The organism is Blastococcus saxobsidens DD2 (assembly GCF_000284015.1).
Classification (GTDB): Bacteria; Actinomycetota; Actinomycetes; order Mycobacteriales; family Geodermatophilaceae; genus Blastococcus; species Blastococcus saxobsidens_A.
On sequence record NC_016943.1, the window covers coordinates 2,865,701 to 2,886,118 of the forward strand.

Genomic DNA, 20,418 nt, shown 5'->3' on the forward strand with positions numbered 1-20,418 from the left:
CGGAGCCGACGGTCGACAGCAGGGCGGTGAGCGTCGGCCACTCGCTGTGCCACGCCCCCGCGGCCCGCTCGTGCTCCTGCTCCATCGCCGCGAGCAGGGTGGCCACCAGGCCGGGTGCCCGGCGGGCGCACGCGCGCGCCGAGATGGCGGCCACCGGGTTGTTCTTGTGCGGCATGGCCGAGGAGCCGCCACGGTGCTCGCTGATCTCGGCGACCTCGGCCACCTCGGTCTGGGCGAGCAGGACGAGGTCGACGGCGACGGATGCCACGACGCCCGCGGCCACGCCGAGAGCACCGGCGAGGTCCGCGATCGGCAGCCGCATCGTGTGCCAGGCGACCGGCGTGGGCGCCAGACCGAGCTCCGCGGCGAGCGCCGTGCGCAGGGCCACGCCGGACCCGTCGAGCCCGCTCAGGGTGCCGACCGCGCCGGCGTACTGCACCGGCAGCGAGGACTCGACGGCGCGCAGCCGGGCACGGGCGCCGTCGAGCCCGGCGAGCCAGCCGGCGGCCTTGAGCCCGAACGTGGTGGGCAACGCCTGCTGCATCAGCGTGCGGCCCATGACCACGTCGTCCCGGTGTGCACGGGCGAGTCCGGCCGCCGCCTCGGCGGCACCGGCGAGGTCACGGTCGATGACGGTGCCCGCCCGGCGGGCCACCAGCAGCAGCGCGGTGTCCAGGATGTCCTGGCTGGTGGCGCCGACGTGCACGGCCACCGCGTCCCGCTCCCCCACCGCCGACCGGAGCACCCGCACCAACGGCGGCACCGGGTTGCCGGCGTCGGCCGCCGCAGCGAGCACGGCGGCCAGGTCCAGCCCGGCCGGCTCGGCGCAGGCCCGGGTCACCGCGTCGGCCGCGGTGGTCGGCACCAGCCCGAGCCCGGCGGCGGCGCGGGCGAGTGCGGCCTCCACGTCGAGGAGCGCGTCGATCCAGCCGGCGTCGGACACGGCCGCGGCCGCACCTCCGCGGGCGAAGGTCCCGTCGAAGAGTCCGCTCACGGCTCGTTCCTACCGGAGGGGCCGGCGGCGCAGCGGCTCATACCGCGAAGAACACCGTCTCGCGGTCGCCCTGCAGGTGGATGTCCAGGCGGTAGCCGTCGTCGGCCGGCGTGGCCAGCAGCGTGCTCCGCCGGTCCTCCGGCAAGGCGCGCAGCACGACGTCCTCGGCGTTGGCCTCCGCCTCGTCGGCGAAGTAGATCCGCATGACCGCCCGGTCGAGAACGCCGCGGGCGAAGACGGAGACGTCGATGTGCGGGGCCTGCAGCCCGCCCTCGCCGTCGGGCAGCCGCCCGGGCTTGAGGGTGAAGACGCCGAACTCGCCGCTGAGCGTCTGGGACCGGGCGTAGCCGCGGAAGCCGGGGTAGGACGCGGCGCCGCGCGGGTCCTCGGGCGACGGGAAGCCGCCGTCGGGGTCGGCCTGCCAGGTCTCCACCATCGCGTCGCGGACGACGTCACCGGCGCCGTCGAACACCCGGCCGCGGATCCAGAAGCCGCCGTCGGTGCCTTCCTCCGCGGCCCAGGCGCCGTCCGGCCAGGTCAGCCCGATGGCGAGGTAGGGCCCGACCGTGGCGCTCGGGGTGGTGCCCAGCCGGAACGGCCCGGTGAGGAAGCCGCTGCCGCGCTGCCCGGTGCGGGGCTGGAAGGGGACGGTGGGATTCGGTGGGACGTCCAGTGGGTTCGCGCTCACGCCACATCTCCGTCGTCGTCGGTCTCGAAGGGCGTCCGGTCCGCGCCCCGCAGCACGATGTCCCACTCGAACGCCAGCGCCCAGTTGTCCTGGGTGCGCTCGAGGGAGTACCGGCTGATCGCCCGGTGCCGTGCCGGGGCCGGGATGGCGTTGAAGATCGGGTCCTGGCCGAACAGCGGGTCGTCCGGGAAGTACATCTGGGTCACCAGCCGCTGGGTGAACGCGCAGCCGAAGAGACTGAAGTGGATGTGCGCGGGGCGCCAGGCGTTGTGGTGGTTGCCCCACGGGTAGGCGCCGGGCTTGATCGTGAGGAACTCGTACCGGCCGAGGCTGTCGGTGACCGCCCGGCCCAGCCCGTCGAAGTGCGGGTCCAGTGGAGCCGGCCAGTTGTCGCCGACGTGCCGGTACCGGCCGGCGGAGTTGGCCTGCCAGACCTCGACCAGCGCGTCGGGCACCGGACGGCCGTCGCTGTCGAGCACCCGTCCGTGCACGAGGACCCGCTGGCCCAGGGCCTCACCGCCGTTGCGCAGGGTGAGGTCGGCGTCCTGGGCCTGCACCCGGTCCTCGCCCAGCACCGGGCCGGTGATCTCGGTCAGCCGGTGCGGCAGGTCCACCGGCGTCCGCAGCGGCGCCCGGAGAGCGGTGCTGCGGTACTCGGGGAAGCCGAGGGGCGTCCGCGTCGCGTCGGGCTCGCGCAGGTACTGCGGCAGGTGCAGCCCACCGCCGGATGTGGTCCCGGTCATGCCGGGGACGGTACGGCGCCGTGACTAGGCTGCCCAAGCCCAGAGTTCCACTGGGCGGGAGGAGGAGCCGCATGGCCGGTCACAGCGCCGTTCCGGGCCGGTCGGTGACCTCGCGGGCGCTCGGCATCCTCGACGCCTTCGGCAGCGACGCTCCCCGACTGTCCCTCTCGGAGATCGCGGAACGCTCCGGCACCCCGCTCACCACGGCGCACCGGCTCCTGGGGGAGCTGACCGACTGGGGGGCGCTCGTCCGGCGGCCCGACGGGCGGTACGAGATCGGCCGCAAGCTGTGGGACCTGGGCCTGCTCGCCCCCGTGCAGCTCGGGCTGCGGCAGGTGGCGGCCCCCTTCCTGCTCGACCTGCACACCACGGTCCGGGACACCGTGCACCTGGCCGTCCGGGAGGGGCACTACGCCCTCTACGTGGAGCGGATCTCCGGCCGGGTGTCCGTGCCGATCGTCAGCCAGGTGGGCAGCCGGCTGCCGCTGCACGCGACCGGCGTGGGCAAGGTGCTGCTGGCGGCCGCCCCGGACGACGTCGTGGAGCAGGTGCTCAGCGATCTGCGGCCGGTCACCCGGCACACCGTCGTCGACCGGCACCGGCTCTCCCTCGAGCTGGCCGAGGTCCGCCGGCGGCGCTACGCCCGCACCTGCGAGGAGATGTCCGCCGGCGCCGCCTCGATCGCCGTCCCGGTGCAGGTGGAACGGCCCGCCGGTCCGCTGGCCGTCGCCGCCCTGGGCATCGTGGTGCCCCCCCAGCGACGGGACCTGGCCCGCATGGTGCCCGCGCTGGAGATGGCGGCGCGCGGCATCGCCCGCGAACTGGCCCGCTCGCTGGAATTCCACTGAGCGGAAGCGCCCGGTTCCGCCGGCGGTCCCGGGCGCCCAGACTCGTCGCGTGCGCACCCAGGTAGGCATCATCGGCGCCGGCCCGGCCGGTCTCCTCCTGTCCCGGCTGCTGGCCCTGCGCGGGATCGACTCGGTGGTCCTCGAGAACCGGTCCCGCGAGTACATCGAGGCCCGCGTCCGCGCCGGCATCCTGGAGCAGCACACCGTCGACACGCTCACCGAGGCCGGCCTCGGCGACCGGCTGCGCCGTGAGGGCCTGGAACACCGCGGCATCCACCTGCAGTACCCCGGCACCCGGCACACGCTCGACTTCCCGGAGCTGTGCGGCCGCACCGTGTGGGTGTACGGCCAGACCGAGGTGGTGAAGGACCTCGTCGCCGCCCAGCTCGACGGTGGCCCGCCGCTGCTGTTCGACGTCTCCGACGTGCGACCTGAGGACGTCGACGGCGATTCGCCGCGCATCCGCTTCACCCACGCCGACGGCTCGCCCCAGGTGCTGGAGTGCGACGTCATCGCGGGCACCGACGGCTTCCACGGCGTCTCCCGCCCGGTCGTGGCCGACGCCGACGGCCGGCTGTGGGAGCGCACCTATCCCTACGCGTGGCTGGGCATCCTCGCCGACGCGGCACCGGCCACCGACGAACTCGTCTACGCCTGGCACCCCGAGGGCTTCGCGCTCTACTCGATGCGCTCGCCGTCGGTCTCCCGCCTGTACCTGCAGGTGGACCCCGCCGACTCGATCGACAACTGGTCCGACGACCGCATCTGGGCGAACCTCTCCCGCCGGCTGTCCCTGGACGGCTGGGACGTCTCCACCGGCCCGATCACCGAGAAGTCGATCCTGCCGATGCGCTCGTTCGTCAGCGCGCCGATGCGCCGCGGCCGGCTCTTCCTGGCCGGGGACGCCGCGCACATCGTGCCGCCGACCGGCGCCAAGGGGCTGAACCTCGCCGTCACCGACGTGACCCTGCTCGCGACGGCGCTGACCCGGTTCCTGCAGGAGGAGCAGACGGACCTCGTCGACGCCTACTCCGACACCGCGCTGCGGCGGGTGTGGCGGTGCACGCACTTCTCCTGGTGGATGACCTCGATGCTGCACCGCTCGGGGGACGACTTCGACGCGCAGCTGCAGCTCGCCCAGCTGCAGCGGGTCTGCTCCTCCGAGGCCGCCGCCCGCGAGCTGGCCGAGAACTACACGGGACTGCCGATCGAGTGACCGCGAAGGCCGCCCGGGTGCATGCGCATCCGCATGACGGGCAGCGGACGAAGACGCTGCGTGGAGTTCTTCGCCGCCGCTGAGCAGGAGACGTACTGGCTGGTGCAGCCCCTGATGGAGGTCGGCCTGCCGCTGGACGAGATCCGGGATCTGCTGTGCCGCCTCGGCTTCGAGGCCGTCGTCTGCGACAGCCGCAGCATCGACGCCCGGGTGAGCAGCCTCGTCGGCGACCGTCCGGACGGCGTCCGGGCGGCCTGGGTGGAGACGGTCAGCCGGATGATCGCCGTGCCGCAGGCCGACGCCGGCGCACGGCCGGTGAGGCCAGCGCCTCCGGGGTGATCCGCACGCCGTCCCGGCGGTTCGCCTCCCGGGCCGACCGGTGCGTGCACGTCCGGCGGTTGCCCGGTGAGCCGGATCTACCGGCCGGTAGGCCGTGTGGGATCGTCGGGGGCACTACGTCGAGACGGCGCTGCCGCCGTCAGGAAAGAGGACCGATGCGGTTGCAGCTGTCCCCGGAGCTCCAGGCCTTCCGGGAGGAGATGCGGACCTTCTTCACCACCCAGGTGCCCCAGGAGATCCGCGACAAGGTCGCGGCCCACCGGCACGTGTCCAAGGAGGAGTACGTCGAGGCCCAGCGGGCGCTCAACGCCGCGGGCCTGGCCGTGCCGCACTGGCCGGTGGAGTGGGGCGGCCGGGACTGGACGCCGCTGCAGCGCCACATCTGGCGCGAGGAGATGCAGCTGGCCAGCGTCCCGGAGCCGCTGGCCTTCAACACCAGCATGATCGGCCCGGTCCTCGCCGCCTTCGGCAACCAGGAGCAGAAGGAGCGCTTCCTGGCCAAGACGGCAAACCTCGACATCTGGTGGTGCCAGGGCTTCTCCGAGCCCGACGCCGGCTCCGACCTGGCCTCGCTGCGCACCACCGCCGTCCGCGACGGCGACGACTGGGTGGTCAACGGCCAGAAGACCTGGACGACCCTGGGCCAGCACGCCGACTGGATCTTCTGCCTGGTCCGCACCGACCCGACCGCGGAGAAGAAACAGCGCGGCATCTCCATGCTGGTCTTCCCGATGGACACCCCCGGTGTCACCCTCCGCCCCATCGAGCTGATCGACGGCGGCTTCGAGGTCAACGAGGTCTTCTTCGAGGACGTGCGCGTCCCGGCCGAGAACCTGATCGGCGAGGAGAACCGGGGCTGGGACTACGCCAAGTTCCTGCTGGGCAACGAGCGCGTCGGCATCGCCCGGGTGGGCGCCACCAAGAAGATGCTCGCCCAGGCCAAGGAGCACGCCCGGGAGATCACCGTCGACGGGCGTCCGCTCCTGGAGGACCCGTTCATGGCGACCCGGATCGCGGAGCTGGAGAACGAGCTGGTCGCCCTGGAGCTGACCGCGCTGCGCGTGGTCGCCAACTCCGCCGACGGCAAGCCGCACCCGGCGTCCTCGGTGCTCAAGCTCAAGGGCTCGGAGCTGCAGCAGGCCGCCACCGAGCTCATGGTCGACATCGCCGGCCCGCTGTCGGTGGCGTCGTTCGCCGAGGACGGCTCCGACGTGCCCGACTGGGCCCGTGTGGCGACGCCGCACTACCTGAACTACCGCAAGGTCTCCATCTACGGAGGCTCCAACGAGGTGCAGCGCACCATCATCGCCGGCACGATCCTGGGGCTGTGAACTGACGTGAACTTCGATTTCGACAGCGAGCAGAACGACCTGCGCGAGGCCGTCCGCGGTCTCCTGGAGCGGGCGTACGGCGACAGCGAGCAGCGCCGCAAGGTGGTGGCCAACGACCCGGGCTTCGACGAGAAGACCTGGTCGCGGCTGGCCGAGATGGGGCTGCTGGGCCTGCCCTTCGCCGAGGAGCACGGCGGCATGGGCGCCGGGCCGATCGAGGTGGCGATCGTCGCCGAGGAGATCGGCCGGGTCATCGCCCCCGAGCCGTTCATCGAGGCGGTCGTGCTCGCCGGTGGCCTGATCGCCGCCGTCGGCACCGACGAGCAGAAGGGCGAGCTCCTCGCCGCCATCGCCGAGGGCACGACGGTGCCCGCCTTCGCCCACGCGGAGATCGGGACCCGGTGGAGCGCGTCGGCCGCGGCGGTCACCGCCACGCGGACCGGCGAGGGCTGGACGCTCTCCGGCGTCAAGGAGCCGGTGCCGAACGGCGCGCATGCCGACGTCCTCGTCGTCTCGGCTCTGCTGGCCGGGGACGGGGCCCCCGGCGGCACCGGGCTGTTCGTGGTGCAGGGTGACGCGGCGGGCCTGACCCGCACCGGCTACCGCACCCACGACGGCACCCGCGCGGCCAACGTCCGCTTCGACGGCACCCCGGCCACCCTGCTGGGTGGCAGCGACTCCCCCACCCACCCGGACCAGACCGCCGCCATCGAGCGGGTCCTCGCCGAGGCGCGGATCGCCTACAGCCACGAGGCGATCGGGGCGATGGACACCGCGCTGCGGATCACCGCCGAGTACCTCAAGACCCGCAAGCAGTTCGGGGTCACCCTCAACCGGTTCCAGGCGCTCACCTTCCGCGCCGCGGACATGTACGTGTCCCTGGAGCTGGCCCGCAGCACCGCGCTGTGGGCGTCGATGGTGCAGGAGGCCGGCGGCGACGTCGTCTCCGCCGCCGACCGCGCCCGGCTGCAGAGCAGCCGTGCCGGCCGGCACGTCGGCAAGGAGGCGATCCAGCTGCACGGCGGGATCGGGGTGACGGCGGAGTACTCCGTCGGCCACTACACCAGCCGGCTCACCGCGATCGACCACCTGCTCGGTGACGGTGGCTTCGCCGTCGCCCGGCTCGCCGAGCACGTCGGCGAGCGGGAGACGGTCGACCCGCTGGGCGCCCCGTACGCCTGACGCCGCGCAGACGCTGTGCGCAGACGAGCAGTTCGCCACCACCGCGATCCTGCTCGTCTGCGCACAGCGACGCGGTCCTCGCTCAGTCGCCCAGCATCGCGCGGCGGAGCTCGTCGGCGCCGGCCCGCACCGCGTCGAGCACCGGCACCAGGTCGTCCTCGCGCAGCTGACCGCAGGTGAGCCGGGCGATCGGCACGGTGTCGTAGTCCTCGGTGGTCAGCCGTGCCGCGACCTCGAAGGCACCGCGAAGCAGGGCGCCCTCCATCGACGTGACGTCGTCGACCTCGTCGAGCCTGGTCGTCATGCTGTGCGGGAAGCCCCACTGCTCGAGGGCGACGGCGGTCAGGCGGAGGCTGTTGATGCCGTACCGGCGCAGCTCCGCGGTACGCCGGGTGGTGACGTCGGGGTGCTCGGCCGTCAGCTCGGCATAGCCGTCGGTGTCGTTGTGGTGCAGCAGCGCCGCACCCAGCTGGGCCAGCAGGCCGATGCACAGGGCGTCCTGCGGCCGTTCACCGAAGCGCGGCGCGAGCGTGGAGGAGGCGAGGGCGAGGCTGGTCGTCACGTCCCAGAAGTTCTCCGGCAGGCGGGACTCGTCGTCCAGCTCGGTCAGCGCCACGGTGGCCATGGTCCGCACGGTGGTGAACCCGACCACCGTGACGGCGAACTGCAGCGAGGTCACCCGCCCGCGCATGCCGAAGTACGCGGAGTTGGCCAGCTTCATCACCCGGCTGGCCAGGGCGACGTCGGAGGCGAGGATGCCCGAGAGCACCTTGGCGCTGGTGTCGTCGGAGTTCGCCACGGAGACGATCTGCGCCGCCACGGGCCGCTGGGCGGCCATGGTGTCGATGCTGCTGAGCACCTTCTCCAGGTCGAACACGGGGGCGGCCTCGGCTCTAGCCGGGAACGGGGTGACGGTCATGGGGTCGGCTCTCCGTGGGATGCGAACCAGGCGGCGGTGCGCGAGCCGGTCATGGGTTGGCTGAGGCCGAAGCCCTGCAGGTACGTGGCGCCCATGCGGGCCAGCTCCGCGGCCTGGTCGGCGGTCTCCACCCCCTCGGCGACGGTGCTCAGGTTGAGGCTGCGGGCCAACGCGATGACCGCGGAGGCGATCTCGGTGTGGCCGTGGGCGAGCTCGGCGACGAAGGACCAGGCCGACACCTGCTCGATGACCGCCTCGATGTCCTCGTCGTGCACGGTGTCGATCCAGCCGGTGCCCAGCAGCTGCTCGGCGCGGCGCCCCACGAGGCTGCAGAACGCGTCGTTGACGTGCGCCAGCCGCATGCCCTGCTCGGACAGCAGCGTCGGCACCGGCGACCGCTCGGTGAGCGTCGAGAAGCGGCGCTCGTGGGCGTCGGCGGTGGCCCGCAGCGCCCGCTCCTGCTCGTTGGTCGCGGAGACGATGCGGATCGTCCACATCCGGCCGCCGGGCGAGGGCGTGGTGGTGACCACGGACTGCACCATGGCGCCGCTGGCGGTGCGCACGGGCAGGGTCATCCGGGCGGCCCGCTCACGGCGCAGGAGGAGCTCGAGCTCCCCGCCCCCGAGGCTCGGGAAGAGGTGGTCGACGGGCAGAGCGCGCACGTCGTCCAGCCCGTAACCCAGCAGCTCGACGGCCCCGGCGTTGACCCATGTGACGCGAACGCGCCCGGCCACCGTCTCGGCGACCACCAGGGCGAAGCCGTCGCTGACGCTGGCGCAGTAGAACACCGAGGACACGATCTCCGGTGGGACGCGGTCGTCGTCGGGTTCGCTGATGAAGACGGACACGGTCCTCCCCTCGTCCACACAGGCGCCGATGCTCGGGCGCGCTGCGGACTACTTCGGCCCATCCCCCCTCCGGTCTCCACCCGGGTCCCTGCCAGGCCCCCCGTCCGGGGGAGTCGGCGTCGCGCCCCGTGTCCCGGCCGGCCGGCAACGTGGACTCGCTCACATCTGCGGAGCCGGATGCGCGGTCGATCCGTCGGCAGGCGAAGATCCCTCCGGATCCACCAGCACCGCGAACGACCCCACCGCAGGCGGTCAGGCGACGAAGCCTGCCCCCGAGGAACGGAGCGCCACGATGCAGCTCGGAGTCCCGCGAGAGACGCGCCCCCGCGAGACGCGGGTGTCCGCGACACCGGCGACGGTGACCCAGCTGGTGGCGCTGGGCTACGACGTGGTGGTGGAGAGCGGCGCGGGTGCGGCCAGCAGCTTCCCCGACGAGGCCTACGTCGCGGGCGGTGCACGCATCGGCACGGCCGCCGAGGCGTGGGGCGCCGAGGTGGTGCTGCGGGTGAACGCCCCGGCGATCGGGGAGCTCGACCGGCTGGCCTCCGGCGCGACGCTGATCAGCCTCCTCTCCCCCGCGCTGGCCTCGGAACTGGTCGACGCGCTGGCCGCCCGGCCGATCACCGCGCTGGCGATGGACGCGGTCCCCCGGATCTCCCGCGCCCAGTCGATGGACGTGCTCTCCTCGATGGCCAACATCGCCGGGTACCGGGCGGTCATCGAGGCGGCGAACGTGTTCGGGCGGTTCTTCACCGGTCAGGTGACGGCGGCGGGCAAGGTCCCCCCGGCGAAGGTGCTGGTCGCCGGAGCGGGTGTCGCGGGGCTCGCCGCGATCGGTGCCGCCTCCAGCCTGGGCGCGATCGTGCGGGCCACCGATGTCCGCCCCGAGGTGGCCGAGCAGGTGCGCTCGCTGGGCGGCGAGTACGTCGCCGTCCCGAGCGCGGAGGCGCAGGTGAGCACCGACGGCTACGCCCGCGAGATGGGCGAGGACTTCAACCGGCGGGCCGCGCAGATGTACGCGGAGCAGGCCAAGGACGTCGACATCGTCATCACCACCGCGCTCATCCCCGGCCGGCCGGCGCCGCGGCTGATCACCGAGGAGATGGTCGCCTCGATGCGCTCGGGCTCGGTCGTCGTCGACATGGCTGCCGCGCAGGGCGGCAACGTCGCGGGCTCGGTGCCCGACGAGGTGGTGGTCACGCCCAACGGGGTGTCGATCATCGGCTACACCGACCTGCCCGCCCGGCTCCCGGCGCAGGCCTCGCAGCTGTACGGCACGAACCTGGTCAACCTGCTGAAGCTGCTGACCCCCGGCAAGGACGGGCAGCTCGTCCTCGACTTCGACGACGTCGTGCAGCGGGCCATCACGGTCGTGCGCGCCGGCGAGAAGACCTGGCCCCCGCCGCCGGTGCAGGTCTCGGCGGCGCCCACCCCACCCTCGCCACCGCCCGGTGCCACGGCCGGCGCGCCGAGCGTGCCCGCGAAGACGCCGGCACCCGGGCGGCGGTTCGCGCTGGTCGGCCTGGGCGCCGCGCTGCTGTTCCTGCTGACCGCCTTCTCGCCGAACGAGCTGGTCCAGCACTTCACCGTGTTCACCCTGGCCGTCGTCGTCGGCTTCTACGTCATCGGGCACGTGCACCACGCCCTGCACACGCCGCTGATGTCGGTGACCAACGCGATCTCCGGGATCATCGTGGTCGGCGCGCTGCTGCAGCTGGGCAGTGACGACGGCGCCGTCCGGGCGCTGGCCTTCGTCGCCACCCTCGTAGCCAGCATCAACGTCTTCGGCGGCTTCGCCGTCACCCGCCGCATGCTGGGCATGTTCTCCCGCGGCCCGAACGGAAAGGGCGCCGCCCGATGACCGCCGTCTCGGCCGCCTACGCGGCCTACATCGTCGCCGGCCTGCTGTTCATCCTCAGCCTGGCCGGGCTGTCCAGGCACGAGACGGCCAAGGCCGGGAACACCTACGGGATCGCCGGCATGGCCGTCGCGCTGGTCGCGACCGTCGGCGTGGTCATCGGGGACATCTCGGCCACCGGGCTCATTCTGCTCCTGCTCGCCGTGGCGATCGGCGCCGCGATCGGCATCTGGCGGGCCCGCAAGGTCGAGATGACCGGCATGCCGGAGCTGATCGCCCTGCTGCACAGCTTCGTCGGTCTCGCCGCGGTCCTCGTGGGCTGGAACGGCTACCTCTCCGTGGAGGCGGCCGGCGGCGGCCCGGTCCTCGACGGGGCCGAGGCCGGGATCCACTCCGGCGAGGTGGTGGTCGGCGTCTTCATCGGCGCGGTGACCTTCACCGGTTCCGTCGTGGCGTTCCTGAAGCTGTCGGCGCGGATCAAGAGCAACCCGCTGATGCTGCCGGGCCACAACTGGCTGAACCTGGGCGCGCTGGTGCTGTTCGCCGTCCTGACCGTGGTGTTCGTCGTCGAGCCGAACCTGCTCGTGCTGTCGATCGTGACGGTGCTCGCGCTGGCCCTGGGGTGGCACCTGGTCGCCTCGATCGGCGGCGGTGACATGCCGGTCGTCGTCTCGATGCTCAACAGCTACTCGGGATGGGCTGCGGCCGCGTCGGGCTTCCTGCTGGGCAACGACCTGCTGATCATCACCGGTGCGCTGGTCGGCTCCTCGGGTGCCTACCTCTCCTACATCATGTGCACGGCGATGAACCGCTCGTTCCTGTCGGTCATCGCCGGCGGGTTCGGCAACGAGGGCAGCGCCGCCTCCTCCGACGTCGACTACGGGGAGCACACCGAGATCAGCGCCGAGGAGACCGCCGAACTGCTGCGGGACGCGAAGTCCGTCGTGATCACCCCGGGCTACGGCATGGCGGTCGCCCAGGCCCAGGGCCCGGTCGCCGACCTCACCCGCAAGCTCACCGAACGCGGCGTCGAGGTGCGGTTCGGCATCCACCCGGTCGCCGGGCGACTGCCCGGGCACATGAACGTGCTGCTGGCCGAGGCCAAGGTGCCCTACGACGTCGTCCTGGAGATGGACGAGGTCAACGACGACCTCGCCACCACCTCCGTCGTCCTGGTGATCGGCGCCAACGACACGGTGAACCCGGCCGCCACCGATGACCCGGCCAGCCCGATCGCCGGCATGCCGGTCCTGCGCGTGTGGGAGGCCGAGCGTGTCGTGGTCTTCAAGCGGTCGATGAACACCGGCTACGCCGGGGTCCAGAACCCGTTGTTCTTCCGGGACAACACCCGGATGCTCTTCGGCGACGCGCGGGATCGGGTCGAGGACATCCTGAAAGCCTTGTGACGGCTGCGAACGGAGGGACGGACGGCCCTATCGTGCCTGTCCAGGCCTTACTCTGAGCGCATGTGCGTTCACGGACAGATCACCGACGTCCCGGTCGCCGGGGGGCGCGACCACGTCTGCCGGGTGTACCGCGACGCGCGTGAGCTCGACGAGGCCGCGCTGGAGGTCCTCGCCGGGGGACCGGCCCGGGCGCGGAGGTCAGTGCCCTGGCCACCGACCCGCAGGTCCAGCCGGAGCTGGTCCGCTGGGGACACGTGGCCGACCAGTTCATGGCCGACGGGCCGGGCGTGAGCGCGATGTGTGCCGACCGCGCCGATCTCCCGGCGTCCACCCTGACCGAGGCCTCGGCGGTGCACGCCCCCGGTGCTCCCCCGGCGTTCCAGGTCTTCGTCGACCAGCAGCGGATCGTGCTCGTCGGCGACGTCGACGCGCTCGGTTCCGAGCAGCTGGCCAGGGTGCTGGCGGCCTCCCCGGTCACCGGCGGCACGTGTGCCCTCGACCTCTCGGGGCTGGAGTTCGCCGACGTGGCCGGGTGCCGGGCGATCGCCGTGTGGGCCCGGGGCCTGGCCCAGCGGGGCGTGCGGCTCGAGCTCTGGGACGCTCCGGCGCTCGTCCGGCGGACGTGGCAGGTCCTCGAGCTGGACGAGTGGGCGTCGGTGTCGTTCGCCCCCGCTGCCTGAGGTCCGCGGCACTCCCGGCGGCCGTCAGCGGTCGGCACGCCGAGCCGGTCGCCCCGCGCGAAAGGCCCTCCGGCGACCACTATGCCGGGGGACGCGACAGCGCGTCACACAGCCGGCGTGCGACCAGGCCCCGGCCCGACCATGAAGCGACCCTGGAACCCACCGGGCCTTCACCCCCCGCCGGCACGTGTGTCGTCCGGTGCAAGCCCCGACGGAGTCCCACGCGTGACAGCTCCTGAGGACGACGCCGTCGTTCAACCTGCGTTCGACGAGCTGGCCCGGCTGCCCTTCGCCGAGCACTCGCTCGAGTCCATCCTGCACCAGGTCACCGAGCAGGCCACCCGCATCCTGCCGGGCCGGCCGGTCGTCTCGGTGACCATCCTCGGCGACGGCCGGCCCAGCACGGTGGCGGCCAGCGGTGAGCTGGCCCTGCAGCTCGACGTCTTCCAGTACCGCACCGGCGCCGGGCCGTGCCTGCAGGCGGCATCGACGGGCCGCCCGGCCGGCGTCGACGACACCCGGGCCGCCGAGTCCCTGGCCGGAGTTCGCCGCCGAGGCCGCCGCGAACGGCTGCGACAGCGTGTTCTCCTATCCCCTGCCGGTGCAGGAGAAAGTCTCCGGGGCCCTCAACGTCTACGCGCGGCAACTGGCCGTCACCGGCCTGCGGACCCGCCAGCTGGTGTCCCGGCTGGCGTCTTACGCGGTGGGGCCGGTCTCCAACATGTACCTCTACGAGAGCGCCGTGGAGCGCGCCGAGCACCTGCAGGCGGCGCTGGAGTCCCGCGCGGTCATCGACCAGGCCAAAGGCATCCTCATGGAGCGGCACAAGCTCACCGCCGACCAGGCGTTCCAGGTGCTGGCCCGGCTCTCGATGGTGTCGAACACGAAGCTGCGGGACGTGGCCGAACGGCTCGCGCTCACCGGAGAACTGCCCCGGTCCTGAACCCGATGGGGACGGGCGGCCGCACCGGGGCATGCCCGGCCCGTCGAATGGGCACCCCCGCGTCACGGCAACCGGTGCCGCGCGCAGTACCGGACGGCCCAGATCCAGCGGTCGAGCACACGGCCGCTGGGTCGCCTCCCCGGCCGGTCGGGTTGCGTCCCGGCGACCGGTCGTCGACGGTCGTGGGGTGGACCCCTTCCGCGGCCTCGGCATTCCCCGGATCCCCGGGTTCGCCGAGCTGCTCACCCTGCTGCAGACGCAGACCGAGGCGCTCGCCCAGCTCCCCCGCACCCTCGCCGACCTCAACGGCACGGTGCGCGAGCTGACCGCTGCGACGACGTCGGCCCGCGAGACCATCGCATCGGCGCAGCGGATGGCGGAGCGGCTGGAGTCGCTGGTCGAGGAGCTCGAGGAGCCGGTGCGGGCCCTGCGCCCCGGGATCGAGCGGGTGGGCCGGGTGCTCGACGATCCAGCCGTCGACACGGTCCCCGACACGCTGCGGCGCATCCACGACGACCTGATGCCGTTGATCTCCGGGCTGCGGCAGGCGCAGTCCAGGATGGGCTCGGTGACCGGCCTGCTGCGCCGTCGGCCCGGGGCCGGGGACGAGGACGACGGCTACTGAGCCTGCTCGCCGTTCTGGCGCCGCTCGCCGTCACGGCGGACGAAGTCACCGACCGCCTCCTCGAGACGGGCCCAGGTGGAGCTCCACTCCACCAGCGGGTCGAGGATCCGCTCGAGGACCTCGAGCTGCTGGTCGAAGGCATCGAGCTGGGCGCGCATGGCCGCGATCGAGCTGCGCTGGGCGCTCACCATCTCGGCGATCGCCCTGACCTGGGCGGCCGACAGCGCTCCCGGCGGGCTGGGCAGCGCCGGCAACGGGAGCCGCGCCGTGGCGTTGCCCGCCAGACCCCGCGCGCGATCGGTGAAGCCGCGCAGCTGGGCGACGAACTCGTCGATGGACCGGCCCACGAGCCCGCTCTGCGCGGCGGCCCGCCGGCTGTCGTCGGCCTCGGTCATCGCTCCCCCTCTGCCGTCCGGTCGCTCGTCAACGACTCTAGGCATGCCGCACGTCTCCCGCCGACGCCGGGCCGGCAGGCACGGGAACGGGCTACGAGACGGTCGGCCCGGTTCTCACCGCGAATGCCGAGGCCGGGTCCCCCGCCTGAGACACCGGCCGTCGTCCCACAGGCCCGCATGCGATCGGCCCACCGATGCATCCGGTGGATCAGCGTTCGAGTTCTGCACGACCGGTGATCTCGGTGGGGGCTGCGATCAGTACCAGCCCTTGGACTGGAAAGCAGCCCACGCGCCGCAGGGGGAGCCGTACCGGTTCTGGATGTAGATCAGCCCGGCGTCGATCTGCCGGTAGCCGTCGGAGGTCTTGGCGATGCCGGTGCCGGCCCAGGTGGAGTCGAGGAACTGCGCGATGCCGTACGCGGTGCTCCGCGGGTTCTGCGCGTTGGGGTTCCAGCCGCTCTCCTTGCCCCACAGCCTCTCCAGGCAGCCGAACTCGCTGCCGGAGCCGCCGAGCTTCTGCATCGCGTAGTTCTGGTAGGAGCCGGACGGCGCGGCCTGGGGGGCGGGTGCGGCCGGCGCGGCCGGGGCCCGGCTCGCACGAGCCGCCGCGGCCTCGGCCTGGCGTGCGGCCTCGGCCTGGCGCGCGGCCTCGGCCTGGCGTGCGGCCTCGGCCTGGCGTGCGGTCTCCTGACGGGCAGCCTCCTCGGCCGCCTGGCGCGCGGCCTCCTGGCGGGCCGCCTCCTCCGCGGCCTGGCGCGCGGCCTCCTCGGCCGCGATCCGCGCCGCCTCCTCGGCAGCCCGGCGGTCGAGCTCGGCCTGCTCGGCAGCGGCTCGGGCCTCCGCGGCGGCGGTCTGCTCGGCGGCGCGCTCGCTGCGGCTGGCGGCGAGCTGCTCGAGCGAGTCGGCGGCGGTGTCGGCGACCTCGGCGACGTCGGCGGGCGCCTCGGTGGTGATGCCCAGCTGCGCCGCGACGCTCACCGACGCCAGCTGCGGCTTGGCGTGCGCGGCCGGCTCGTCGGCGACGACGACGGTGGCCACGAGGCCGCCCGCCGCGGCGACCGCCAGCAGGAGCCCCGCCCGGCCGGCCGGTCCCGGGATGCGGCTGCGGCCGCCGGTCGGGCGCAGGGCACGGGCGATGGAGGTGGCGCGAGGCTTCATGGGGTGGGACTGCTCCTGGTGCGGGGCGCAGCAGGCGGCCGGCCGACACGGCGGCGGGCTGCTGCGGGATGGTCGTGGCAGCGGGTGCGGGCGGGGCCCGGGCTCAGCGCGGGGACGGCGCCCGCGAGACCGCGTACCTGCTGCAGTTCCGTGCCAGGTGGGCCCGTGGGCTCGCCATGCGGCGGCGCTCCGTTCCTTCCGATGGCCGCCTACCGAGTTAGCTGACGGGTTCGGGCGGGAAGTGGCCCTACCCGCGCCGCGACGTGCGCGGCGCGCGATTCACCCCAGTGCTGCGGTGGGTCCCCGGCTCGCCCGCGGCTCGATGACTGCGGGTGACTCGGCGGCGCCCGGGCGGACCTCCCCGGATGGGGAGTGGACGACCGGCCGGGCGGAGCCACGGTAACCACCGTTATCGGGCCGTGACAATCCCCCGGTGACAAAACCTCCGGAACCCGGGGGCTCAGGGCAGCCGCCACACCGTCGTTCGGCGCACGGCCGCCGGCCGGGTGGGCGACGGCTCGGTGTCGGGGACGTCGTACACCGCCAGCGCGGCCAGCCGGTCCTCCGGCAGGTAGATCCGCCCCGGGTCGCCGATCAGCACCTCGGCACCGCCCGCGCGGGCGGCGTCCAGGAACGGCAGCACCCGGTCGGTCATCTCCCGGTCGTAGCAGACGTCGCCGGCCAGGATCACGCCCACGTCGGGCGGCTCGTCGCCCAGCACGTCGCCCACCGGGGTGATGCCCGGTGTCCCGTTCAGCTCGGCGTTGACGGTGACCGCGGTCAGCGCGAACGGATCGACGTCGCTGGCCAGCACCGCGGCCGCGCCGGCCCGGGCGGCGGCGACGGCGACCAGCCCGCTCCCGGCACCGAGGTCGAGCACCGTGCGCCCGGCGACGAGCTCGGGGTGGTCGAGGACGTACCGCGCGAGCGCCTGGCCGCCCGGCCACGCCGCGGCCCAGAAGGGTGGATCGGTGGAGGTGCGGCCGTGCTGGGTCTCCATCGCCTCCCACAGGGCGACGACGTCGGCGGCGACCAGCAGTTCCACCTCCGGCACCAGCGCGGGCCGCACCGGACGGGTGTGGGCGCGGACGAACTCGGGCGGGACGGTCAGCACCCGGTCAGTCTGCGGTGCCTGGCCCGCTGGCGCTGCCGGCACCCGGCCGGTCACAGCCGGAGCGACCAGGACGACAGCTGCCCGGCGGGCCGGAAGCCGAGGGCCTCGTTGACGGCGACGATGGGCGTGTTCGCGTCCGAGTTGTACGTGCTGATCCGGCGGACCTCGGGGAAGTCCGTGCTGACCTCGCGGAGCACGGCGGCCTTCACGCGCGCGCCCAGCCGGTGGCCCCGGTGCTCACGCAGCACCAAGGTGCCGCCCTGGTGGGCACACGCGGGCCGGCCCAGCGGCACGTGCAGATCGGTGAACGCGACCAGCCGCCCGTCGCCGGTGACCGCACCGGCGGAGAGCACCGCCCGCCCGCGGGCGCTGTGGGACCGCTCGTACTCGCGGATGCGCTCGCCGTCCCACTCCTCCTCCTCGACCGGCAGGGTGCCGTGCGGCGCGTCGGTGGTCATCCGCCGCTCCAGCAACGCCCGGTCCTCGAGCAGCGCGTCGGGTGTCCGGTCCCGCCAGGTGACGACCTCGTATCCGGCGCCGGCCCGCACTGCCTCGGACTCGAGGGCCGACAGCCGGTCCTCGTCCACCGGCAGCACGAGGTCCCGCCGGGTCTCGACCAGGTCGCACGTCCAGCCGTGCCGCTCCGCGAACATCCGCCGCCCACACCTCGCACCAGGCGGCGAACAGGTCGTCGTCCGGTCCGAGTTCGACGACGGCGGATGCGGGGGCGGTCACTTCCTGGTTGTACCGCCCGCCGCAACCGCTTTTCGCCCCGCTCAGGCGGCGGGCGGCCTGGCCGGCGCCGCCCGCCGGGCGATCAGCCGCCAGTAGGTGCCGGGCATCAGCCGGACGAGCACGTCGGGCACCTTCGCGCTCCAGCCGATGAGCAGCCGGGGGCGGCGCTTCTCGATGGCCGTGACGATCTGCGCCGCCGCGTCCTCCGGGGGCATTCGGAGCAGCTTGGCGAACTGCTTGCGCCCCTCCTCGTACTCCTCGACCGAGACGCCCGAGCCGGTCCGGGCGCTCTCGGCGATCCGGGTGCGGATCCCCCCGGGGTGCACCACGGTGACGCCGACGCCGTCCTCGGCCAGCTCGTGGCGCAGCGACTCGCTGAAGCCCCGGACCGCGAACTTGCTCGCCGAGTAGGCCGCCTGCCCGGCCGGGGCGAAGATGCCGAACACGCTCGACACGTTGACCACGTGGGCGCCGCGGTTGGCCTTGAGCACCGGCAGCAGGGCGTGGGTGAGCCGGACGACGGCGGAGAAGTTGATCGCCATGACCCAGTCGAACTCCTCCAGGGTCACCTGGTCGAAGCGCCCGCCCAGTGCCACCCCGGCGTTGTTCACCAGCAGGGTCGTCTCCGGGTGCTCGGCGGCGAGCCGCTCGCCGATCGCCGCCGTCGCCTGGTCGTCGGCCAGGTCGACGACGTGCGTGCCGACCCGCAGGGCCGGGTGGGCGGTCCGGATCCGGCCGGCCACGCCCTCGAGCCGCTCGGCGTCCCGGTCCAGCAGGACCAGGTGGCTGCCGCGGGCGGCCAGCTGCACCGCCAGCGCCTCGCCGATGCCGCTGGCCGCGCCGGTGACGATCGCCGTTCCCTCGGCGAAGGCGTAGGGCTGCATCACGCCACCGTCCGCTCGGCCACCGTGCCGGAGAGCACGCCGGCCGTGGCACGGGGCTGGAAGGTCATCCCCTGGTCCTCGAGCGGCCCGCGGCGCATCATCGCGACGTCGCGCAGGTAGTTCTGGTGCAGGCGCCAGGGCGCCCGGCTGCCCTGCTTCGGCAGGCCGCCCAGGCTGCGCTGCACGTAGCCGGCCGCCAGGTCCAGGAACGGCGCGTCGGCACCCTCCGGCGGGGCGACCGGCGTCGCCGACGCGTAGCCGTGCGCGTCGAGGTGGTCGAGCAACCGGCAGACGTAGCCGTTGACCAGGTCGGCCTTCAGCGTCCAGGAGGCGTTGGTGTAGCCGACGACCATGGTGAAGTTCGGGACGCCGGAGATCATCATCCCCTTGTAGGACACCGTCTCCGACAGGTCGACCGGCCGGCCGTCGACCGCGAGGGTCATCCCGCCCACCGGCAGCAGGTTCAGGCCGGTGGCGGTCACGACGACGTCGGCGTCCAGGTGCCGGCCGGACTCCAGCTCGATGCCGTGCTCGGTGAAGGTGCGGATCCGATCGGTGGCGATCGACGCGGTCCCCCGGCGCAGGGTGCGGAACAGGTCGCCGTCGGGGACGAGGCAGAGCCGCTGGTCCCAGGGGTCGTACGGCGGGTTGAAGTGCGTGTCGACGTCGTACCCGGCCGGTAGCTGCTTGGCGGTGAGCCGGCGGATGAGCGAGCGCACCAGGGCGGGCCGGCGGCGGCTGAGCTGGAAGATGGCCGTGGACGTGAGCACGTTCTTCCACCGGACGATGGGATAGGCCACCGTCGCCGGCAGCTTCGCGCGCAGGACCTGCGCCAGCGGGTCGCGGCTGGGCAGCGACATGATGTAGCTGGGTGTGCGCTGCAGCATCGTCACGTGCTCGGCCTGCTCGGCCAGGTTCGGCACCAGGGTGACGGCGGTGGCGCCGCTGCCGATGACGACGACCTTCCGGCCGGTGACGTCGAGGTCCTCGGGCCAGTGCTGCGGGTGCACCAGCTGCCCGCGGAAGCGCTCCTCCCCCTGGAAGCGGGGTCGGAAGCCCTCGTCGTAGCGGTAGTAGCCCGAGCACACCGACAGCCAGGTGCAGGTCAGCTGCACCGTCGCACCGGTGTCGGTGCGTTCGGCGGTCACCGTCCAGCGCGCGTCCGCCGACGACCACTCCGCGGACACCACCCGGTGGTGGTACCGGATCTTGTCGGTGACGCCGTACTCGCGGGCGGTGTCCTCGATGTACCGCCGGATCGACGGCCCGTCGGCGATCGACTCGGCCTCGTTCCACGGCCGGAAGGAGTACCCGAGGGTGAACATGTCCGAGTCCGAGCGGATACCGGGGTAGCGGAAGAGGTCCCAGGTGCCGCCGAGGGCGGCCCGGGACTCCAGCACCGCGTAGCTCGTGCCCGGCCGCCGGTTCTCCAGGTGGCAGGCCGCGCCGATGCCGGAGAGCCCGGCGCCGACGATCAGGACATCCACGTGCTCGCTGCTCATGCGCTCTCCG

Annotated in this window: 20 protein-coding genes, 1 pseudogene and 1 riboswitch; of the genes and pseudogenes, 10 read left to right on the forward strand and 11 right to left on the reverse strand. The window is 73.5% G+C overall.

All coding sequences use genetic code 11. The annotated features are described in order from the left end of the window. Positions 1 to 169: 169 nt before the first annotated feature. The 3 genes and pseudogenes from BLASA_RS25990 to pcaH all read right to left on the reverse strand — a co-directional run. Positions 170 to 994, reverse strand: a pseudogene (locus tag BLASA_RS25990) (lyase family protein); the annotation flags it as partial. A gap of 37 nt (positions 995 to 1,031) precedes the next feature. After that, positions 1,032 to 1,682: a protocatechuate 3,4-dioxygenase subunit alpha gene (gene pcaG, locus BLASA_RS13605; RefSeq protein WP_014376748.1), complete on the reverse strand. Its 651-nt coding sequence runs from the start codon at positions 1,680 to 1,682 to the stop codon at positions 1,032 to 1,034. Continuing rightward, positions 1,679 to 2,425: a protocatechuate 3,4-dioxygenase subunit beta gene (pcaH, locus tag BLASA_RS13610; RefSeq protein ID WP_014376749.1), complete on the reverse strand. Its 747-nt coding sequence runs from the start codon at positions 2,423 to 2,425 to the stop codon at positions 1,679 to 1,681. Before pcaH ends, pcaG begins: the two co-directional genes overlap by 4 nt. Before the next feature lie 71 nt (positions 2,426 to 2,496). Between pcaH and BLASA_RS13615 the strand changes: the two genes are divergently transcribed. The 5 genes from BLASA_RS13615 (at position 2,497) to BLASA_RS13635 (ending at position 7,341) form a co-directional block, all read left to right on the forward strand. Then, entirely contained in the window at positions 2,497 to 3,273 is a 777-nt protein-coding gene (locus BLASA_RS13615) for an IclR family transcriptional regulator (RefSeq protein ID WP_014376750.1), read from the forward strand. A gap of 49 nt (positions 3,274 to 3,322) precedes the next feature. Next, entirely contained in the window at positions 3,323 to 4,489 is a 1,167-nt protein-coding gene (locus tag BLASA_RS13620; RefSeq protein WP_014376751.1) for a 4-hydroxybenzoate 3-monooxygenase, read from the forward strand. 60 nt (positions 4,490 to 4,549) lie between these two features. Then, positions 4,550 to 4,828 carry a hypothetical protein gene (locus BLASA_RS13625; RefSeq protein ID WP_014376752.1) on the forward strand — a complete coding sequence of 93 codons (279 nt, stop codon included), beginning with the start codon at positions 4,550 to 4,552 and terminating at the stop codon, positions 4,826 to 4,828. Positions 4,829 to 4,983: 155 nt separating this feature from the next. Further along, positions 4,984 to 6,159: an acyl-CoA dehydrogenase family protein gene (locus tag BLASA_RS13630; protein WP_014376753.1), complete on the forward strand. Its 1,176-nt coding sequence runs from the start codon at positions 4,984 to 4,986 to the stop codon at positions 6,157 to 6,159. A 6-nt stretch (positions 6,160 to 6,165) separates the two neighbouring features. Next, positions 6,166 to 7,341: an acyl-CoA dehydrogenase family protein gene (locus BLASA_RS13635; protein WP_014376754.1), complete on the forward strand. Its 1,176-nt coding sequence runs from the start codon at positions 6,166 to 6,168 to the stop codon at positions 7,339 to 7,341. An 82-nt stretch (positions 7,342 to 7,423) separates the two neighbouring features. Here BLASA_RS13635 and BLASA_RS13640 read toward each other — a convergent pair whose 3' ends face one another. Together BLASA_RS13640 and BLASA_RS26330 are read right to left on the reverse strand one after the other, a co-directional pair. Then, positions 7,424 to 8,260, reverse strand: a complete 837-nt coding sequence (locus tag BLASA_RS13640) for an HDOD domain-containing protein (protein WP_041775769.1) — start codon at positions 8,258 to 8,260, stop codon at positions 7,424 to 7,426. Next, entirely contained in the window at positions 8,257 to 9,108 is an 852-nt protein-coding gene (locus BLASA_RS26330; RefSeq protein WP_014376756.1) for an EAL domain-containing protein, read from the reverse strand. The genes BLASA_RS13640 and BLASA_RS26330 overlap by 4 nt, the downstream gene beginning before the upstream one ends. A 292-nt stretch (positions 9,109 to 9,400) precedes the next feature. Between BLASA_RS26330 and BLASA_RS13650 the strand changes: the two genes are divergently transcribed. The 5 genes from BLASA_RS13650 (at position 9,401) to BLASA_RS13670 (ending at position 14,620) form a co-directional block, all read left to right on the forward strand. Next, positions 9,401 to 10,969 carry a Re/Si-specific NAD(P)(+) transhydrogenase subunit alpha gene (locus BLASA_RS13650; protein WP_014376757.1) on the forward strand — a complete coding sequence of 523 codons (1,569 nt, stop codon included), beginning with the start codon at positions 9,401 to 9,403 and terminating at the stop codon, positions 10,967 to 10,969. Next, complete coding sequence (gene pntB / locus BLASA_RS13655; protein WP_014376758.1) at positions 10,966 to 12,372, forward strand: Re/Si-specific NAD(P)(+) transhydrogenase subunit beta; 1,407 nt, start codon at positions 10,966 to 10,968, stop codon at positions 12,370 to 12,372. Before BLASA_RS13650 ends, pntB begins: the two co-directional genes overlap by 4 nt. Before the next feature lie 254 nt (positions 12,373 to 12,626). Beyond that, positions 12,627 to 13,052 carry an STAS domain-containing protein gene (locus BLASA_RS23525; protein WP_014376760.1) on the forward strand — a complete coding sequence of 142 codons (426 nt, stop codon included), beginning with the start codon at positions 12,627 to 12,629 and terminating at the stop codon, positions 13,050 to 13,052. A gap of 580 nt (positions 13,053 to 13,632) precedes the next feature. Continuing rightward, positions 13,633 to 13,995, forward strand: coding sequence for an ANTAR domain-containing protein (locus tag BLASA_RS23535; protein WP_014376761.1), 363 nt, complete (start codon positions 13,633 to 13,635; stop codon positions 13,993 to 13,995). Positions 13,996 to 14,182: 187 nt separating this feature from the next. Next, a complete protein-coding gene (locus BLASA_RS13670; RefSeq protein WP_014376762.1) occupies positions 14,183 to 14,620 on the forward strand; it encodes a hypothetical protein in 438 nt (145 codons plus the stop codon). On the opposite strand, the gene BLASA_RS13675 is transcribed toward BLASA_RS13670, so the two are convergent. The 6 genes from BLASA_RS13675 to BLASA_RS13700 form a co-directional block, all read right to left on the reverse strand. Beyond that, entirely contained in the window at positions 14,614 to 15,015 is a 402-nt protein-coding gene (locus BLASA_RS13675; protein WP_041775770.1) for a hypothetical protein, read from the reverse strand. The genes BLASA_RS13670 and BLASA_RS13675 overlap by 7 nt on opposite strands. A 255-nt stretch (positions 15,016 to 15,270) precedes the next feature. Next, positions 15,271 to 16,173: a lytic transglycosylase domain-containing protein gene (locus tag BLASA_RS13680; RefSeq protein ID WP_014376764.1), complete on the reverse strand. Its 903-nt coding sequence runs from the start codon at positions 16,171 to 16,173 to the stop codon at positions 15,271 to 15,273. 190 nt (positions 16,174 to 16,363) lie between these two features. Continuing rightward, positions 16,364 to 16,508: riboswitch (cyclic di-AMP (ydaO/yuaA leader) on the reverse strand. Between the two features lie 125 nt (positions 16,509 to 16,633). Continuing rightward, the gene (locus BLASA_RS13685; RefSeq protein ID WP_014376765.1) at positions 16,634 to 17,287 is read right to left on the reverse strand and encodes a class I SAM-dependent methyltransferase; all 654 of its coding nucleotides are present in this window, start codon (positions 17,285 to 17,287) and stop codon (positions 16,634 to 16,636) included. 50 nt (positions 17,288 to 17,337) lie between these two features. Further along, complete coding sequence (locus BLASA_RS13690; protein WP_014376766.1) at positions 17,338 to 17,940, reverse strand: GNAT family N-acetyltransferase; 603 nt, start codon at positions 17,938 to 17,940, stop codon at positions 17,338 to 17,340. Between the two features lie 123 nt (positions 17,941 to 18,063). Then, complete coding sequence (locus BLASA_RS13695; RefSeq protein ID WP_041776509.1) at positions 18,064 to 18,906, reverse strand: SDR family NAD(P)-dependent oxidoreductase; 843 nt, start codon at positions 18,904 to 18,906, stop codon at positions 18,064 to 18,066. After that, positions 18,906 to 20,408, reverse strand: a complete 1,503-nt coding sequence (locus BLASA_RS13700; protein ID WP_014376768.1) for a flavin-containing monooxygenase — start codon at positions 20,406 to 20,408, stop codon at positions 18,906 to 18,908. Before BLASA_RS13700 ends, BLASA_RS13695 begins: the two co-directional genes overlap by 1 nt. Between the last annotated feature and the right edge of the window lie 10 nt (positions 20,409 to 20,418).

What these genes read in the sequence shown, in the direction of transcription:
- pcaH (WP_014376749.1), bottom strand. Translation starts at nt 2,425, where the DNA reads ATGACCGGGACCACATCCGGCGGTGGGCTGCACCTGCCGCAGTACCTG.
- BLASA_RS13615 (WP_014376750.1), top strand. Translation starts at nt 2,497, where the DNA reads ATGGCCGGTCACAGCGCCGTTCCGGGCCGGTCGGTGACCTCGCGGGCG.
- BLASA_RS13630 (WP_014376753.1), top strand. Translation starts at nt 4,984, where the DNA reads ATGCGGTTGCAGCTGTCCCCGGAGCTCCAGGCCTTCCGGGAGGAGATG.
- BLASA_RS13640 (WP_041775769.1), bottom strand. Translation starts at nt 8,260, where the DNA reads ATGACCGTCACCCCGTTCCCGGCTAGAGCCGAGGCCGCCCCCGTGTTC.
- BLASA_RS13650 (WP_014376757.1), top strand. Translation starts at nt 9,401, where the DNA reads ATGCAGCTCGGAGTCCCGCGAGAGACGCGCCCCCGCGAGACGCGGGTG.
- pntB (WP_014376758.1), top strand. Translation starts at nt 10,966, where the DNA reads ATGACCGCCGTCTCGGCCGCCTACGCGGCCTACATCGTCGCCGGCCTG.
- BLASA_RS13675 (WP_041775770.1), bottom strand. Translation starts at nt 15,015, where the DNA reads ATGACCGAGGCCGACGACAGCCGGCGGGCCGCCGCGCAGAGCGGGCTC.
- BLASA_RS13680 (WP_014376764.1), bottom strand. Translation starts at nt 16,173, where the DNA reads ATGAAGCCTCGCGCCACCTCCATCGCCCGTGCCCTGCGCCCGACCGGC.
- BLASA_RS13690 (WP_014376766.1), bottom strand. Translation starts at nt 17,940, where the DNA reads ATGTTCGCGGAGCGGCACGGCTGGACGTGCGACCTGGTCGAGACCCGG.
- BLASA_RS13695 (WP_041776509.1), bottom strand. Translation starts at nt 18,906, where the DNA reads ATGCAGCCCTACGCCTTCGCCGAGGGAACGGCGATCGTCACCGGCGCG.
- BLASA_RS13700 (WP_014376768.1), bottom strand. Translation starts at nt 20,408, where the DNA reads ATGAGCAGCGAGCACGTGGATGTCCTGATCGTCGGCGCCGGGCTCTCC.